This is a genomic window from Agrobacterium sp. SORGH_AS_0440, assembly GCF_031453135.1.
Classification (GTDB): domain Bacteria; phylum Pseudomonadota; class Alphaproteobacteria; order Rhizobiales; family Rhizobiaceae; genus Agrobacterium; species Agrobacterium pusense.
This window is the reverse complement of sequence record NZ_JAVIYR010000002.1, coordinates 1819372-1835486: the sequence shown is the minus strand read 5'-3', so window position 1 is coordinate 1835486 and position 16115 is coordinate 1819372. Positions and strand designations below refer to the sequence as shown.

The 16115-nt window shown below is 58.2% G+C and carries 10 protein-coding genes, 1 tRNA gene and 1 pseudogene; 11 read left to right on the top strand and 1 reads right to left on the bottom strand.

All coding sequences use genetic code 11. The features are described from left to right. Window positions 1-108 precede the first annotated feature (108 nt). The 11 genes and pseudogenes from tuf to rpoC all read left to right on the top strand — a co-directional run bounded on the left by tuf (window position 109) and on the right by rpoC (window position 14832). Complete coding sequence (gene tuf / locus QE453_RS18325) at window positions 109-1284, top strand: elongation factor Tu (RefSeq protein WP_004442617.1); 1176 nt, start codon at window positions 109-111, stop codon at window positions 1282-1284. Window positions 1285-1426: 142 nt separating this feature from the next. Further along, window positions 1427-2320 carry an NAD(P)-dependent oxidoreductase gene (locus QE453_RS18320; RefSeq protein ID WP_309777618.1) on the top strand — a complete coding sequence of 298 codons (894 nt, stop codon included), beginning with the start codon at window positions 1427-1429 and terminating at the stop codon, window positions 2318-2320. 125 nt (window positions 2321-2445) lie between these two features. Beyond that, window positions 2446-2521: transfer RNA gene (locus QE453_RS18315), tRNA-Trp, on the top strand. Between the two features lie 183 nt (window positions 2522-2704). Further along, window positions 2705-2905: a preprotein translocase subunit SecE gene (gene secE / locus QE453_RS18310; RefSeq protein ID WP_004442643.1), complete on the top strand. Its 201-nt coding sequence runs from the start codon at window positions 2705-2707 to the stop codon at window positions 2903-2905. A 21-nt stretch (window positions 2906-2926) separates the two neighbouring features. Next, window positions 2927-3457, top strand: coding sequence for a transcription termination/antitermination protein NusG (nusG, locus tag QE453_RS18305; RefSeq protein WP_003523721.1), 531 nt, complete (start codon window positions 2927-2929; stop codon window positions 3455-3457). A 144-nt stretch (window positions 3458-3601) separates the two neighbouring features. Further along, window positions 3602-4033, top strand: a complete 432-nt coding sequence (rplK, locus tag QE453_RS18300) for a 50S ribosomal protein L11 (RefSeq protein WP_004442641.1) — start codon at window positions 3602-3604, stop codon at window positions 4031-4033. A gap of 2 nt (window positions 4034-4035) precedes the next feature. Further along, on the top strand, window positions 4036-4731 hold the full coding sequence (gene rplA / locus QE453_RS18295; protein WP_003507704.1) for a 50S ribosomal protein L1: 696 nt from the start codon (window positions 4036-4038) through the stop codon (window positions 4729-4731). Window positions 4732-5086: 355 nt separating this feature from the next. Continuing rightward, complete coding sequence (rplJ, locus tag QE453_RS18290) at window positions 5087-5605, top strand: 50S ribosomal protein L10 (RefSeq protein WP_004442637.1); 519 nt, start codon at window positions 5087-5089, stop codon at window positions 5603-5605. 59 nt (window positions 5606-5664) lie between these two features. After that, the gene (gene rplL / locus QE453_RS18285) at window positions 5665-6042 is read left to right on the top strand and encodes a 50S ribosomal protein L7/L12 (protein ID WP_004442635.1); all 378 of its coding nucleotides are present in this window, start codon (window positions 5665-5667) and stop codon (window positions 6040-6042) included. 263 nt (window positions 6043-6305) lie between these two features. After that, a complete protein-coding gene (gene rpoB / locus QE453_RS18280; RefSeq protein WP_022556539.1) occupies window positions 6306-10442 on the top strand; it encodes a DNA-directed RNA polymerase subunit beta in 4137 nt (1378 codons plus the stop codon). A 180-nt stretch (window positions 10443-10622) separates the two neighbouring features. Further along, window positions 10623-14832: pseudogene (gene rpoC / locus QE453_RS18275) on the top strand (DNA-directed RNA polymerase subunit beta'). A gap of 138 nt (window positions 14833-14970) precedes the next feature. On the opposite strand, the gene QE453_RS18270 reads toward rpoC, so the two are convergent. After that, window positions 14971-16056: a helix-turn-helix transcriptional regulator gene (locus QE453_RS18270; RefSeq protein ID WP_112557245.1), complete on the bottom strand. Its 1086-nt coding sequence runs from the start codon at window positions 16054-16056 to the stop codon at window positions 14971-14973. Between the last annotated feature and the right edge of the window lie 59 nt (window positions 16057-16115).

The following is a 16115-nucleotide window of genomic DNA, read 5'->3' as shown; positions in this document are numbered from 1 at the left end:
AAGGCGCTTTCACAATTAAGTCTTGCGCATTCGCTTACAAAGCCTTAAACGGCGACACCAAACCGGTTCGCCGGGGAAACTACTTCACGTTCACAGGAAGCAATTCACATGGCAAAGAGCAAGTTTGAGCGGACGAAGCCGCACGTCAACATTGGCACGATCGGTCACGTTGACCATGGCAAGACGTCGCTGACGGCAGCAATCACGAAGTTCTTCGGCGAGTTCAAGGCGTATGACCAGATCGACGCGGCTCCTGAAGAGAAGGCTCGTGGTATCACGATCTCGACGGCACACGTTGAGTACGAGACGGCCAACCGTCACTACGCTCACGTTGACTGCCCCGGCCACGCCGACTACGTGAAGAACATGATCACCGGTGCTGCCCAGATGGACGGCGCGATCCTGGTTTGCTCCGCCGCTGACGGCCCGATGCCGCAGACGCGCGAGCACATCCTGCTTGCCCGTCAGGTTGGCGTTCCGGCCATCGTCGTGTTCCTCAACAAGGTCGACCAGGTTGACGACGCCGAGCTTCTCGAGCTCGTCGAGCTTGAAGTTCGCGAACTTCTGTCGTCCTACGACTTCCCGGGCGACGATATTCCGATCATCAAGGGTTCGGCGCTTGCCGCTCTTGAAGATTCCGACAAGAAGATCGGTGAAGACGCGATCCGCGAGCTGATGGCTGCGGTTGACGCCTACATCCCGACGCCTGAGCGTCCGATCGACCAGCCGTTCCTGATGCCGATCGAAGACGTGTTCTCGATCTCGGGCCGTGGTACGGTTGTGACGGGTCGCGTTGAGCGCGGTATCGTCAAGGTTGGTGAAGAAGTCGAAATCGTCGGCATCCGTCCGACCTCGAAGACGACTGTTACCGGCGTTGAAATGTTCCGCAAGCTGCTCGACCAGGGCCAGGCTGGCGACAACATCGGTGCACTGGTTCGCGGTGTTAACCGTGACGGCGTCGAGCGTGGTCAGATCCTGTGCAAGCCGGGTTCGGTAAAGCCGCACAAGAAGTTCAAGGCAGAAGCCTACATCCTGACGAAGGAAGAAGGCGGCCGTCATACGCCGTTCTTCACGAACTACCGTCCGCAGTTCTACTTCCGTACGACTGACGTGACCGGCATCGTGACGCTTCCTGAAGGCACGGAAATGGTTATGCCTGGCGACAACGTCACCGTTGACGTCGAGCTGATCGTTCCGATCGCGATGGAAGAAAAGCTGCGCTTCGCTATCCGCGAAGGCGGCCGTACCGTCGGCGCCGGCATCGTCGCCTCGATCGTCGAGTAATCTTAAGGCCTGAAAAGGCTTGACGAAAACCCCGCTGGAGACAGCGGGGTTTTTTGTTTTGTGTCTCGCGCCTGGAGGATGGGAGCTTTCGTTCCTCGGTCCCGGCTGCTACTTCATTGCTGGGGAGATGATGAGGAGTATCATGAAGAAGCGCATTCTGTTTACCGGTGGTTCCGGCAAGGCCGGACGGCATGTGATCCCGTGGCTCATCGGCAAGGGATATGAGGTCCACAACATCGATCTCGTTCCGCTCGACAGGCCGGGCGTGACCAATCTCATCGTCGATATCACGGACAGCGGGCAGGTTTTTAATGCCCTTTCCATGCATCGGAACTTCGCGGAGCTCGAAAGCGGGAAGGGTGTTCTGCCGTTTGATGCGGTGATCCATTTTGCTGCGATTCCACGCATTTTGATCAAGCCGGACAACGAGACGTTCCGTATCAACACCATGGGAACCTATAATGTCATCGAGGCCGCGATAAAGCTTGGCATCCGAAAGGTAGTGATAGCATCGAGCGAGACCACATACGGGGTCTGTTTCGCCGAGGGCGAGAAGGATTTTCACCACTTCCCGCTTGAAGAGGACTACGATGTCGATCCGATGGATTCCTACGGACTGTCGAAGGTGGTGAATGAAAGAACCGCGCGGGCCTTTGCCGAGCGAAGCGGATACGACATTTACGCGCTGCGAATCGGCAATGTCATCGAACCCGATGAGTATGAGAAGTTTCCCGATTTCTTTGCTCATCCGGAAACACGCAAACGCAACGCCTGGGGCTACATCGACGCACGTGATCTCGGCCAGATCTGCCATCTTTGCATTGAAAAGGATGGCCTCGGTTATCAGGTCTTCAATGCCGTTAATGATACAGCTACGGCAACGGTCCCCACGCGCGAGCTTGCCCGGATATATTTCCCTCAGGTGCAATTCCGCCGGGAGATCGGAGAGCATGAGGGATTGATCTCCAACCGCAAGATTCGCGAGATCCTTGGTTTCAAGGAAGAGCATGACTGGCGGAAATACGTCAAAACCTGACGGGTGCATGATTTTCGGGGGCAGAGTGGAAAAAACAAAAAACACACTTGCCATTCTTTTCCCTGCACCTTAAAGGAGCGCATACCGAATTGGCCCAGCGATTTCGCGGCCGGTTCAGGTGATTAAGGGGTATAGCTCAGTTGGTAGAGCGGCGGTCTCCAAAACCGCAGGTCGGGGGTTCGAGCCCCTCTGCCCCTGCCACTTTCCATTCGCAAGCGCGGTTTTCGCTGCATGGCAGATGGGGCCGGTTTACCGGCGAATTTCGCCGAATGTCGATTTCCTCTTGTTAAAAGTGGAATCGGTGTTTATGTAGGGTCAAAACAGACACGCGGTGCGTGGGGCTGATTAGTTCGGCTTTACGCGCCGTAATTGCGTGGGCAGTCAATGGCATCCAAAACCAATCCGTTTACGTTTCTGCAGCAGGTTCGCGCCGAAGCGTCAAAGATCACTTGGCCGTCGCGCCGCGAGACCATGATTTCGACGGCTATGGTGCTGGTGATGGTCATTTTCGCGGCTCTGTTCTTTTTTGCTGCTGACCAGCTCATTGGCTGGATCCTCAGCCTTGTGCTGAACGTCGGCCGGTAACGGATTGAACGGAGAGTAAAGATGGCAGCGCGCTGGTATATCGTTCACGCATATTCGAATTTCGAAAAGAAGGTCGCCGAGTCGATCGAGGAAAAGGCCCGTCAGAAGGGTCTGGACCATCTTTTCGAGAAAATCCTCGTGCCGACCGAAAAGGTGGTCGAGGTGCGCCGCGGCCGCAAGGTCGATAGCGAGCGCAAGTTCTTTCCGGGTTACGTGCTGGTGCGCGCCAACCTGACGGATGAGGCTTATCACCTCATCAAGAACACGCCGAAGGTTACCGGTTTCCTCGGTTCGGACAGCAAGCCTGTTCCGATTCCGGACTATGAAGCCGAGCGTATCCTTGGTCAGGTTCAGGAAGGTGTCGAGCGTCCGAAGTCTTCGGTTTCGTTCGAGATCGGCGAGCAGGTTCGCGTCTCCGACGGTCCTTTCGCGTCATTCAACGGCGTGGTTCAGGACGTGGACGAAGAGCGTTCGCGCCTGAAGGTGGAAGTTTCGATTTTCGGCCGCGCAACGCCGGTCGAGCTGGAATACAATCAGGTCGAGAAGGTCTGATTGGCGGGGCGATGCCCCAAGCGCGTGGAAGGCTAACTGGCTCTTTAAGCCGGGGCAGGGCGCCGCACCACGCAACCGCAGCCGCCGGAGAAATCCGGCTTAAGAGAAGCCGGGCAACCGGTTTGAATTGAAAGGCAGAGAGATATGGCTAAGAAAGTTGCAGGCCAGCTCAAGTTGCAGGTAAAGGCTGGGTCGGCCAATCCGTCCCCGCCGATCGGTCCGGCACTTGGTCAGCGTGGCATTAACATCATGGAATTCTGCAAGGCGTTCAATGCCGCCACGCAGGAAATGGAAAAGGGTATGCCGATCCCGGTCGTCATCACCTATTACCAGGACAAGTCCTTCACCTTCGTCATGAAGCAGCCGCCGATGACGTACTGGCTGAAGAAGGAAGCAAAGATCACCTCCGGTTCCAAGACGCCTGGCAAGGGCGCCAAGGTCGGCTCCATCACCAAGGCTCAGGTCAAGTCGATCGCTGAAGCCAAGATGAAGGATCTGAACGCAGCCGACATCGAAGGCGCAATGGCAATGGTTGAGGGCTCTGCCCGCGCCATGGGCCTGGAAGTGGTAGGTTGATCATGGCCAAGGTAGCAAAGCGCATTCAGAAGATCCGCGAAGGCGTGGATCCGAACAAGCTCTACGTTCTCACCGACGCCATTTCGATGGTCAAGGAACGTGCAGTCGCCAAGTTCGACGAAACCGTTGAAGTTTCGATGAACCTCGGCGTTGACCCGCGCCATGCGGACCAGATGGTTCGTGGCGTTGTCAACCTGCCGAACGGCACCGGCCGTGACGTTCGCGTCGCCGTCTTCGCCCGTGGCGCCAAGGCTGATGAAGCCACGGCTGCCGGCGCTGACGTTGTTGGTGCGGAAGAACTGGTTGAAATCGTTCAGGGCGGCAAGATCGACTTCGATCGCTGCATCGCGACCCCGGACATGATGCCGCTCGTCGGCCGTCTCGGCAAGGTACTCGGCCCGCGTGGCATGATGCCGAACCCGAAGGTCGGAACCGTGACCATGGACGTTGCCGGTGCTGTCAAGGCATCCAAGGGTGGCGCTGTCGAATTCCGCGTCGAAAAGGCCGGTATCGTACACGCTGGCGTTGGCAAGGCTTCGTTCGACGCCAAGGCTCTTGAGGAAAACATCAAGGCTTTCGCCGATGCGGTCATCAAGGCAAAGCCGGCTGGCGCCAAGGGCAACTATGTCAAGCGCGTCGCGATTTCCTCGACCATGGGTCCGGGTGTCAAGATCGACCCTTCGTCGGTTACGGCTTAATCAATTCTCGCGCTTCCGGAGTGAAGTGTGAATAAAAGAATTTCCGGCTCCCAGGAGCCGGAGATTTCCGGGGAAACCCGGAACTCCTGTCCGAGATTGCGGGTGGCCATGTCCTTCGGGGCCCGGCCTTAATCATTTAGCCTGCATGAGACGGGTGAGGCTGGATTTGAGGCATCTGTCGATGCCTGACTGTCCGGTTCGAACCTGGTGTGCCTGTGCCTGAAGCCGTTTGCGGCGACAGAGCGGGGGACAGGATCCTCGAGCGTCGCTCGGGATCTTTGTAAAAAGGTCCCTTGGGGCAAAGGCAAACCCGACGGGTTCACAATCATGTGGCCCCGTCTACTGGAGACAGACAGTGGAAAGAGCGGAAAAACGCGAATTCGTCACGGAGCTGAACGAAGTCTTCAAGGCTTCCGGTTCGGTTGTCGTGGCCCACTATGCTGGTGTCACCGTTGCGCAGATGAACGACTTCCGTTCGAAGATGCGCGCTGCCGGAGGCACCGTCAAGGTCGCGAAGAACCGCCTGGCCAAGATCGCTCTTCAGGGTACGGAGTCGGAAGGGATGACCAATCTCTTCAAGGGACAGACGCTGATTGCATACAGCACTGACCCGATGATCGCTCCGAAAGTCGTCATGGATTTCGCCAAGACCAACGACAAGGTCGTTGTTTTGGGCGGCGCCATGGGCGCAACCACGCTCAACGCCGAAGCAGTCAAGTCGCTCGCGACCCTGCCTTCGCTGGACGAGCTGCGCGCAAAGCTGCTGGGCCTTCTCAATGCCCCGGCAACTCGCGTCGCTACGGTTGTCGCCGCACCTGCAAGCCAGCTGGCTCGGGTGTTCTCGGCTTACGCCAAGAAGGACGAAGCCGCTTAAGGCGGTTTTTCGCTGTAAATATTCAAACTGGTTCGAACTGAACAAAAGGAACTATCAAAATGGCTGATCTCGCAAAGATCGTAGAAGACCTCTCCTCGCTGACCGTTCTGGAAGCTGCAGAACTGTCCAAGCTTCTCGAAGAAAAGTGGGGCGTTTCCGCTGCTGCTCCGGTAGCCGTTGCTGCTGCTGGCGGCGCTGCTGCTGCTGCTGCTCCGGAAGAAGAAAAGACCGAGTTCGACGTTATCCTGGTTGACGCTGGCGCCAACAAGATCAACGTCATCAAGGAAGTTCGCGGCATCACCGGCCTCGGCCTCAAGGAAGCCAAGGACCTCGTTGAAGGCGCTCCGAAGCCGGTCAAGGAAGCCGTTTCCAAGGCTGAAGCTGCTGATCTCAAGAAGAAGCTTGAAGACGCAGGCGCCAAGGTTGACGTTAAGTAATCTTGCGATTGCTGGCGGGAAGGGGCTTAATGCCCCTTCCCGTCGTCATCGTTTTTAAAACTCATTACCCAAAAGCCGCGTGAAAATGGCTTTTGGGTAATGGGTTCTTCAAGAGAATGGTTCCGAACCGGCTCATCAAGGCAATCCGGCCTGATCGATCCGGGATGTGGAACGAGATTGAGGATACCCATTGATTGACGGGATCGACTGGCCATCGGTTCCCGTCCGTTGCAGGCCCGGATGCAATTTTTAAAGGAGCGACGATGGCTCAGACCCTTTCGTTTAACGGTCGCAGGCGCGTACGCAAGTTTTTCGGCAAAATTCCAGAAGTAGCGGAAATGCCGAACCTCATTGAGGTTCAGAAGGCTTCGTACGACCAGTTTCTCATGGTTGACGAGCCCAAGGGTGGCCGTCCCGACGAGGGATTGAATGCCGTTTTCAAATCCGTATTCCCGATCACCGATTTTTCCGGCGCCTCCATGCTCGAATTCGTATCCTACGAATTCGAAGCGCCGAAGTTCGACGTCGAGGAATGCCGTCAGCGCGATCTGACCTATGCAGCGCCGCTCAAGGTGACGCTGCGCCTCATCGTGTTCGATATCGATGAAGATACGGGCGCGAAGTCCATCAAGGACATCAAGGAACAGTCCGTCTACATGGGCGACATGCCGCTCATGACCAATAACGGCACGTTCATCGTCAACGGCACCGAGCGCGTCATCGTTTCGCAGATGCACCGTTCGCCGGGCGTGTTCTTCGATCACGACAAGGGCAAGAGCCATTCTTCCGGCAAGCTGCTCTTCGCTGCCCGTGTCATTCCGTATCGCGGTTCCTGGCTCGACATCGAGTTCGACGCCAAGGATATCGTCTATGCGCGTATCGACCGTCGCCGCAAGATTCCCGTCACCTCGCTGCTGATGGCGCTTGGCATGGACGGCGAAGACATTCTGTCGACCTTCTACACCAAGGCTTCCTATGAGCGTGACGGCGACGGCTGGCGTATTCCGTTCCAGCCCGAAGCGCTGAAGAACGCCAAGGTCGTCACCGACATGATCGACGCCGATACCGGCGAAGTGGTCGTCGAGGCCGGCAAGAAGCTCACGCCGCGCCTTATCCGCCAGCTCTCCGAAAAGGGCCTCAAGGCGCTGAAGGCGACCGACGAAGACCTTTACGGCAACTATCTGGCCGAAGACATCGTCAACTACGAGACGGGTGAAATCTATCTCGAGGCCGGCGACGAAATCGACGAGAAGACCCTCGGTCTGATCCTGCAGTCCGGTTTTGACGAGATTCCGGTTCTCAACATCGACCACGTCAATGTTGGCGCCTATATCCGCAACACGCTGTCTGCCGACAAGAACGAGAACCGCCAGGAAGCCCTGTTCGACATCTACCGCGTCATGCGTCCGGGTGAGCCGCCGACCATGGATTCGGCGGAAGCGATGTTCAACTCGCTGTTCTTCGATGCAGAGCGTTACGATCTTTCGGCCGTTGGTCGCGTGAAGATGAACATGCGCCTCGACCTCGACGCGGAAGACACCGTGCGCACGCTGCGCAAGGAAGACATCCTCGCCGTCGTCAAGATGCTGGTCGAACTGCGCGACGGCAAGGGCGAAATCGACGACATCGACAACCTCGGCAACCGCCGTGTGCGTTCTGTCGGCGAGTTGATGGAAAACCAGTATCGTCTGGGCCTTCTGCGCATGGAACGTGCGATCAAGGAACGTATGTCCTCGATCGAAATCGATACCGTGATGCCGCAGGACCTGATCAATGCGAAGCCGGCAGCTGCTGCCGTTCGCGAATTCTTCGGTTCCTCGCAGCTGTCGCAGTTCATGGACCAGGTGAACCCGCTTTCGGAAATCACCCACAAGCGTCGTCTTTCGGCTCTTGGACCGGGTGGTCTGACCCGCGAGCGCGCCGGCTTCGAGGTCCGCGACGTTCACCCGACCCACTACGGCCGTATTTGCCCGATCGAGACGCCGGAAGGCCCGAACATCGGTCTGATCAACTCGCTTGCAACCTTTGCCCGTGTCAACAAGTACGGCTTCATCGAGAGCCCGTACCGCAAGATCACCGACGGCAAGGTCACGAACGACGTTATCTACCTCTCCGCCATGGAAGAGGCGAAGTATTACGTCGCGCAGGCCAACGCGCCGCTCAATGAAGACGGTTCTTTCTCGGAAGAGTTCGTCGTCTGCCGTCACTCGGGCGAAGTTATGCTCGCACCGCGTGACAACATCAACCTGATGGACGTTTCGCCGAAGCAGCTCGTTTCGGTCGCAGCGGCTCTCATTCCGTTCCTGGAAAACGACGACGCCAACCGCGCTCTCATGGGCTCGAACATGCAGCGTCAGGCCGTTCCGCTTCTGCGCGCAGAGGCGCCTTTCGTGGGCACCGGCATGGAACCGATCGTTGCGCGTGACTCCGGCGCTGCAATCGCGGCTCGCCGCGGCGGTGTCGTCGACCAGGTCGACGCGACGCGTATCGTTATCCGCGCCACGGAAGATCTCGATGCAGGCAAGTCCGGCGTTGACATCTACCGTCTGCAGAAGTTCCAGCGTTCGAACCAGAACACCTGCGTCAACCAGCGTCCGCTGGTGTCCGTCGGTGATATCATCTCCAAGGGTGACATCATCGCGGATGGTCCGTCGACCGACCTCGGTGACCTGGCTCTCGGCCGTAACGCGCTCGTCGCGTTCATGCCCTGGAACGGCTACAACTACGAAGACTCGATCCTGATGTCGGAGCGCATCGTTTCCGACGACGTGTTCACCTCCATCCACATCGAAGAGTTCGAAGTGATGGCGCGTGACACGAAGCTTGGTCCGGAAGAAATCACGCGCGATATTCCGAACGTTTCGGAAGAAGCGCTGAAGAACCTCGACGAAGCCGGTATCGTCTACATCGGTGCGGAAGTTCAGCCGGGCGACATCCTCGTCGGCAAGATCACGCCGAAGGGCGAAAGCCCGATGACGCCGGAAGAAAAGCTTCTGCGCGCCATCTTCGGTGAAAAGGCTTCCGACGTTCGCGACACCTCCATGCGCATGCCTCCGGGCACGTTCGGTACGGTCGTGGAAGTCCGCGTCTTCAACCGTCACGGTGTGGAGAAGGACGAGCGCGCGATGGCTATCGAGCGCGAAGAGATCGAGCGTCTGGCGAAGGACCGTGACGACGAGCAGGCGATCCTCGACCGTAACGTCTACGGCCGTCTGATCGACATGCTGCGTGGCCAGGTTTCGATTGCCGGTCCGAAGGGCTTCAAGAAGGGCGTCGAGCTCTCCAACGCCGTCGTCTCCGAATATCCCCGCTCGCAGTGGTGGATGTTCGCCGTCGAGGACGAAAAGGCCCAGGCTGAGATCGAAGCACTTCGCGGCCAGTACGACGAATCCAAGTCGCGCCTTGAGCAGCGCTTCATGGACAAGGTCGAAAAGGTCCAGCGCGGCGATGAAATGCCTCCGGGCGTCATGAAGATGGTCAAGGTCTTCGTTGCCGTTAAGCGCAAGATCCAGCCGGGCGACAAGATGGCCGGCCGTCACGGTAACAAGGGCGTCGTCTCGCGTATCGTTCCCGTCGAGGACATGCCGTTCCTCGAAGACGGCACGCATGTCGACATCTGCTTGAACCCGCTCGGCGTGCCTTCGCGAATGAACGTCGGCCAGATCCTCGAAACCCACCTCGCATGGGCATGCGCAGGCATGGGCAAGAAGATCGGCGAGATGCTCGAAGAGTATCGCAAGACGATGGACATCAGCGAGCTTCGCAGCGAGCTGACGGAAATCTACGCGTCTGAAGCCAATGACGAGGTTCAGCGTTTTGATGACGACTCGCTCGTCAAGCTCGCCGAAGAAGCCAAGCGCGGTGTTTCCATCGCGACTCCGGTTTTCGACGGTGCGCATGAGCCTGACGTTGCCGCGATGCTGAAGAAGGCAGGTCTGCATGAATCCGGTCAGTCCGTTCTTTACGACGGCCGTACCGGTGAGCCGTTCGACCGCAAGGTCACCGTCGGCTACATGTACATGATCAAGCTGAACCACCTTGTCGACGACAAGATCCACGCTCGTTCGATCGGTCCTTACTCGCTCGTTACCCAGCAGCCGCTGGGCGGCAAGGCGCAGTTCGGCGGTCAGCGCTTCGGGGAAATGGAAGTCTGGGCTCTGGAAGCATACGGCGCGGCTTACACGCTGCAGGAAATGCTCACCGTCAAGTCGGACGACGTGGCTGGCCGTACCAAGGTTTACGAAGCGATCGTCCGTGGCGACGACACCTTCGAAGCCGGTATCCCCGAGAGCTTCAACGTTCTCGTCAAGGAAATGCGGTCGCTCGGCCTGTCCGTCGAGCTGGAAAACTCGAAGATCGAGAACCAGCCCGAAGACCAGCTGCCTGACGCGGCGGAATAAACACGACAGAGGCGGGCGCCTGAGAGGGCGCCTGCCGGTTTCCCGAGCGGTCTTTGCGGTTCGGGATACTTTCGCCGCATTATGCGGTTAATCCGTATTTAAAGCTCTGGACGGCGACCCGGGAAGAAGCCGGTCCAGATGCAAACAGGGGCAGCAGCTAGCCTCTCAAGGAGACAAGGCATGAACCAAGAGGTCATGAATCTTTTCAATCCTCAGGTGCCTGCGCAGCATTTCGATTCCATCCGGATTTCGATCGCTTCGCCGGAAAAAATCCTGTCGTGGTCCTACGGCGAGATCAAGAAGCCGGAAACCATCAACTACCGTACGTTCAAGCCTGAGCGTGACGGTCTTTTCTGCGCGCGTATCTTTGGGCCGATCAAGGACTATGAGTGCCTGTGCGGCAAGTACAAGCGCATGAAGTACAAGGGCATCATCTGCGAAAAGTGCGGCGTCGAAGTCACGCTGTCGCGCGTTCGCCGTGAGCGCATGGGCCATATCGAGCTCGCAGCGCCGGTTGCCCACATCTGGTTCCTGAAGTCGCTTCCTTCGCGTATCTCGACCCTGCTCGACATGACGCTGAAGGATGTCGAGCGCGTTCTCTATTTCGAGAACTACATTGTCACGGAACCCGGTCTCACCTCGCTCAAGCAGAACCAGCTTCTGTCTGAAGAAGAGTACATGATCGCCGTCGACGAGTTCGGCGAAGACCAGTTCACCGCCATGATCGGCGCTGAAGCCATCTATGAGATGCTGGCTTCGATGAACCTCGAAAAGATCGCCGGCGACCTGCGTGCCGAACTTGCTGAGACCACGTCGGATCTCAAGCAGAAGAAGCTGATGAAGCGCCTGAAGATCGTCGAGAACTTCATGGAATCGGGCAACCGTCCTGAATGGATGATCATGAAGGTCGTTCCGGTCATTCCGCCGGACCTGCGTCCGCTGGTTCCGCTGGATGGCGGCCGTTTTGCGACGTCCGACCTTAACGATCTCTATCGCCGCGTCATCAACCGTAACAATCGTCTGAAGCGCCTGATCGAGCTTCGTGCGCCTGGCATCATCATCCGCAACGAAAAGCGTATGTTGCAGGAATCCGTCGATGCGCTGTTCGACAACGGTCGTCGCGGCCGCGTCATCACGGGTGCCAACAAGCGTCCGCTGAAGTCGCTCTCCGACATGCTCAAGGGCAAGCAGGGCCGTTTCCGCCAGAACCTTCTCGGCAAGCGCGTCGACTATTCCGGCCGTTCGGTCATCGTGACCGGTCCGGAACTGAAGCTGCACCAGTGCGGCCTGCCGAAGAAGATGGCGCTCGAACTGTTCAAGCCGTTCATCTACGCCCGTCTTGACGCCAAGGGTTACTCCTCGACCGTCAAGCAGGCCAAGAAGCTGGTTGAAAAGGAAAAGCCTGAGGTTTGGGATATCCTCGACGAGGTCATCCGCGAACATCCGGTTCTCTTGAACCGCGCGCCGACGCTGCACCGTCTGGGTATCCAGGCTTTCGAACCCATGCTGGTCGAAGGCAAGGCCATCCAGCTGCACCCGCTCGTCTGCACGGCCTTCAACGCCGACTTCGACGGTGACCAGATGGCTGTTCACGTTCCGCTTTCGCTGGAAGCGCAGCTGGAAGCGCGCGTGCTGATGATGTCGACCAACAACATCCTGCATCCGGCAAACGGCCACCCGATCATCGTTCCTTCGCAGGACATGGTTCTCGGCCTGTATTACCTGTCGATCATGAACCAGAACGAGCCGGGCGAAGGCATGGCCTTCTCCGACATCGGTGAGCTGCATCACGCACTTGAAAACAAGGTCGTGACGCTGCATGCCAAGATCCGTGGTCGCTTTAAGACCGTGGATGCCGATGGCAAGCCGGTTTCGAAGATCCATGAGACGACCCCCGGCCGTATGCTGATTGGCGAACTTCTGCCGAAGAACGTCAACGTGCCTTTCGACGTCTGCAACCAGGAAATGACCAAGAAGAACATCTCCAAGATGATCGACACGGTCTACCGTCATTGCGGCCAGAAAGACACGGTCATCTTCTGTGACCGCATCATGCAGCTCGGCTTTGCCCATGCCTGCCGCGCCGGCATTTCGTTCGGCAAGGACGACATGGTCATTCCTGACAGCAAGGTGAAGATCGTTGGCGACACCGAAGCTCTCGTGAAGGAATACGAACAGCAGTACAATGACGGTCTCATCACCCAGGGCGAAAAGTACAACAAGGTTGTCGACGCCTGGGGCAAGGCAACCGAAAAGGTCGCCGAAGAGATGATGGCACGCATCAAGGCTGTCGAGTTCGATCCGGAAACGGGCCGCCAGAAGCCGATGAACTCCATCTACATGATGTCTCACTCGGGTGCTCGTGGTTCTCCGAACCAGATGCGTCAGCTGGGCGGCATGCGCGGCCTGATGGCGAAGCCATCGGGTGAAATCATCGAGACGCCGATCATCTCGAACTTCAAGGAAGGCCTGACCGTTAACGAGTACTTCAACTCGACCCACGGTGCCCGTAAGGGTCTCGCAGACACCGCCCTGAAGACCGCGAACTCGGGTTACCTGACCCGTCGTCTCGTCGACGTCGCGCAGGATTGCATCGTCAACTCCAGGGATTGCGGCACCGACAAGGGCCTCACCATGACTGCCATCGTTGATGCCGGTCAGGTGGTTGCTTCGCTCGGCGCGCGTATCCTCGGTCGTACGGCTCTCGATGACATCGACAACCCGGTCACCGGCGAGAACATCGTCAAGGCTGGCACGCTGATCGACGAAGCCGACGTGGCTGCCATCGAGAAGGCTGGCATCCAGTCCGTTCGCATCCGCTCGGCGCTCACCTGCGAAGTGCAGGTTGGTGTCTGCGGCGTCTGCTACGGTCGTGACCTTGCACGCGGAACGCCTGTCAACATGGGCGAAGCCGTTGGCGTTATCGCCGCTCAGTCGATCGGTGAACCTGGCACGCAGCTCACCATGCGTACGTTCCACCTTGGTGGCACGGCAAACGTGGTCGACCAGTCGTTCCTCGAAGCGTCTTATGAAGGCACGATCCAGATCAAGAACCGCAACATCCTGCGGAACTCCGAAGGCGTTCTCATCGCCATGGGCCGTAACATGTCCGTTACGATCCTCGATGAGCGCGGCGCGGAACGTTCCACACAGCGTGTGGCTTACGGTTCGAAGATCTTCGTTGATGATGGCGACAAGGTAAAGCGTGGCCAGCGTCTTGCAGAGTGGGACCCCTACACCCGTCCGATGATGACGGAAGTGGAAGGTACCGTTCACTTCGAAGACCTCGTCGACGGTCTCTCCGTTCTGGAAGCGACCGACGAATCCACCGGCATCACCAAGCGTCAGGTCATTGACTGGCGCTCGACGCCGCGCGGTTCGGATCTCAAGCCTGCGATCGTCATCAAGGACGCGTCCGGCGCTGTTGCGAAGCTTGCCCGTGGTGGCGAAGCCCGCTTCCAGCTCTCGGTCGACGCCATCCTGTCGGTCGAGCCGGGTGCGAAGGTCTCCCAGGGTGACGTGCTTGCACGTTCGCCGCTGGAAAGCGCCAAGACGAAGGACATCACCGGTGGTCTGCCGCGCGTTGCGGAACTGTTCGAAGCCCGTCGTCCGAAGGATCACGCCATCATCGCAGAGATCGATGGTACGATTCGCCTCGGCCGCGACTACAAGAACAAGCGCCGCGTGATGATCGAGCCTGCGGAAGACGGCGTCGAGCCGGTCGAATACCTGATCCCGAAGGGCAAGCCCTTCCACCTTCAGGAAGGCGACTATATCGAAAAGGGTGAATACATCCTCGACGGTAACCCGGCGCCGCACGACATTCTGGCGATCAAGGGCGTGGAGGCTCTGGCTTCCTACCTCGTGAACGAAATCCAGGAAGTCTACCGTCTGCAGGGCGTTGTGATCAACGACAAGCACATCGAGGTGATCGTTCGCCAGATGCTGCAGAAGGTTGAAATCACCGATGCTGGCGATAGCCAGTACATCGTGGGTGACAACGTTGATCGCATCGAGCTCGATGACAACAATGACCGCGCTGATCGAAGAAGGCAAGAAGCCTGCCTATGGCGAGCCGGTTCTGCTCGGCATCACCAAGGCTTCGCTGCAGACGCCGTCCTTCATCTCGGCCGCATCCTTCCAGGAAACCACCAAGGTTCTCACGGAAGCTGCGATTGCCGGCAAGACGGACACGCTGCAGGGCCTCAAGGAAAACGTCATTGTCGGCCGTCTCATCCCGGCCGGTACCGGCGGCACCATGACGCAGATCCGCCGCATCGCCACCTCGCGCGACGACCTCATTCTCGAGGAACGCCGCAAGGGTACCGGTGCAGGTTCTGCAAACCAGATGCTGCAGGACATGACGGATCAGGCTCCGGCTGCCGAGTAAGGTCAAACAGGGCAGGGGCTTTGCGGAGCCCCCCAAAGTTCGAAGCAAAACGCCCGGAGCAATCCGGGCGTTTTTGTTTTTATGGACAGAGGCAGGGCGCCTCCACCGCCGCCCGGCATTCCTGCATATGCAACAGGGTTAGTCCTGTTTCCGGATGTTATAGCGGGTCAGGACAGAGAGGCGCCGAACAAGATCGGTCTGGCCTGCGCTGCCGGTCTTGGCATAGATCGACTTCGCGTTGCTGCGCACCGTTTCATGGGAAATCTGCAATTGCTTCGCCACTGCCGGTAGCGAAAGTCCTTTCATGATCTCCAAAGCCACGCGTGCCTCGCCTCTTGTGAGGTCGTATAGCCCCTTCAACAACGCGCTTGCGTCGGCAATGGTGCCGGTGGGCTGCGATATGAGCACGATGGCGTTGCCTTTCGGAGATAAGTCGAGCGCCTTCTTGCGCAGTGGTATGACGTGAAGAATGCAGGGTCTATCTTCACCAGCGGGGAGAGGGAAGGAACCGGCATCGTGCCCGGCCAGCGCTTTGTACAGGAGCCGGTTCACCCTCTCGTCAGCAATGGCAATACTGTCGCGTGTGGGGGCGGCGAAACATTTCTGCAGTGACAGGAAGAGATCGTTGGCCGAGAGAATGAGGCCGTTTGCCTGCAGCACGGCTGCCGGAGCGCCAATGGCATTGAGGCCGAAGGTCATCGCGTCGGCTTTCTGCCGTTGCAGCCGCGTTGCGAGCGCAAGGCTACGGGCGATATGTGGCCTCAGTCCGGCGAGTGCAGCCATCGTATCAGGCCGGATTATGCCAGCTTCCAGCCTGTGTTCAAACAGCACTGTCATCTCCGGATGGCCGGGCGGCGCGACCTGTGTCGTCGCACCATAGCCCAGGCCGCGGGGCTTGAGGAACTCACGGACGATCGGCAGTTCGGCCCATTCATCAGGGGTGAAGACGTCGAAATCCTGCACGAAGGCGAACCGGCCTTCACGGGCAGTACGCGTAAGGCGATCATTGCGGTGATTCCAGCCTCCCGCCATGTAGTCCTTCATCAGTTCTTGAAAGTTGGGCGTGTGCAGCCAGGCCTGGTCTTCCCCCTTGCCCCAGGTGATGGCGCCGCCCCAGAAACCGAGGCGGCCGCCGGCATTTGCCAGAACCTGCGACCAGCGGTCGGGAAAAAGCGCCGCTTCATAAATGTCATCGATAATGTCTGACGACGATAAAGTATCCAACCCGACCCCGAAATTTTGCGTCGGAACTATTCTAAGCCTATGTTTGCACGGCATTCAAT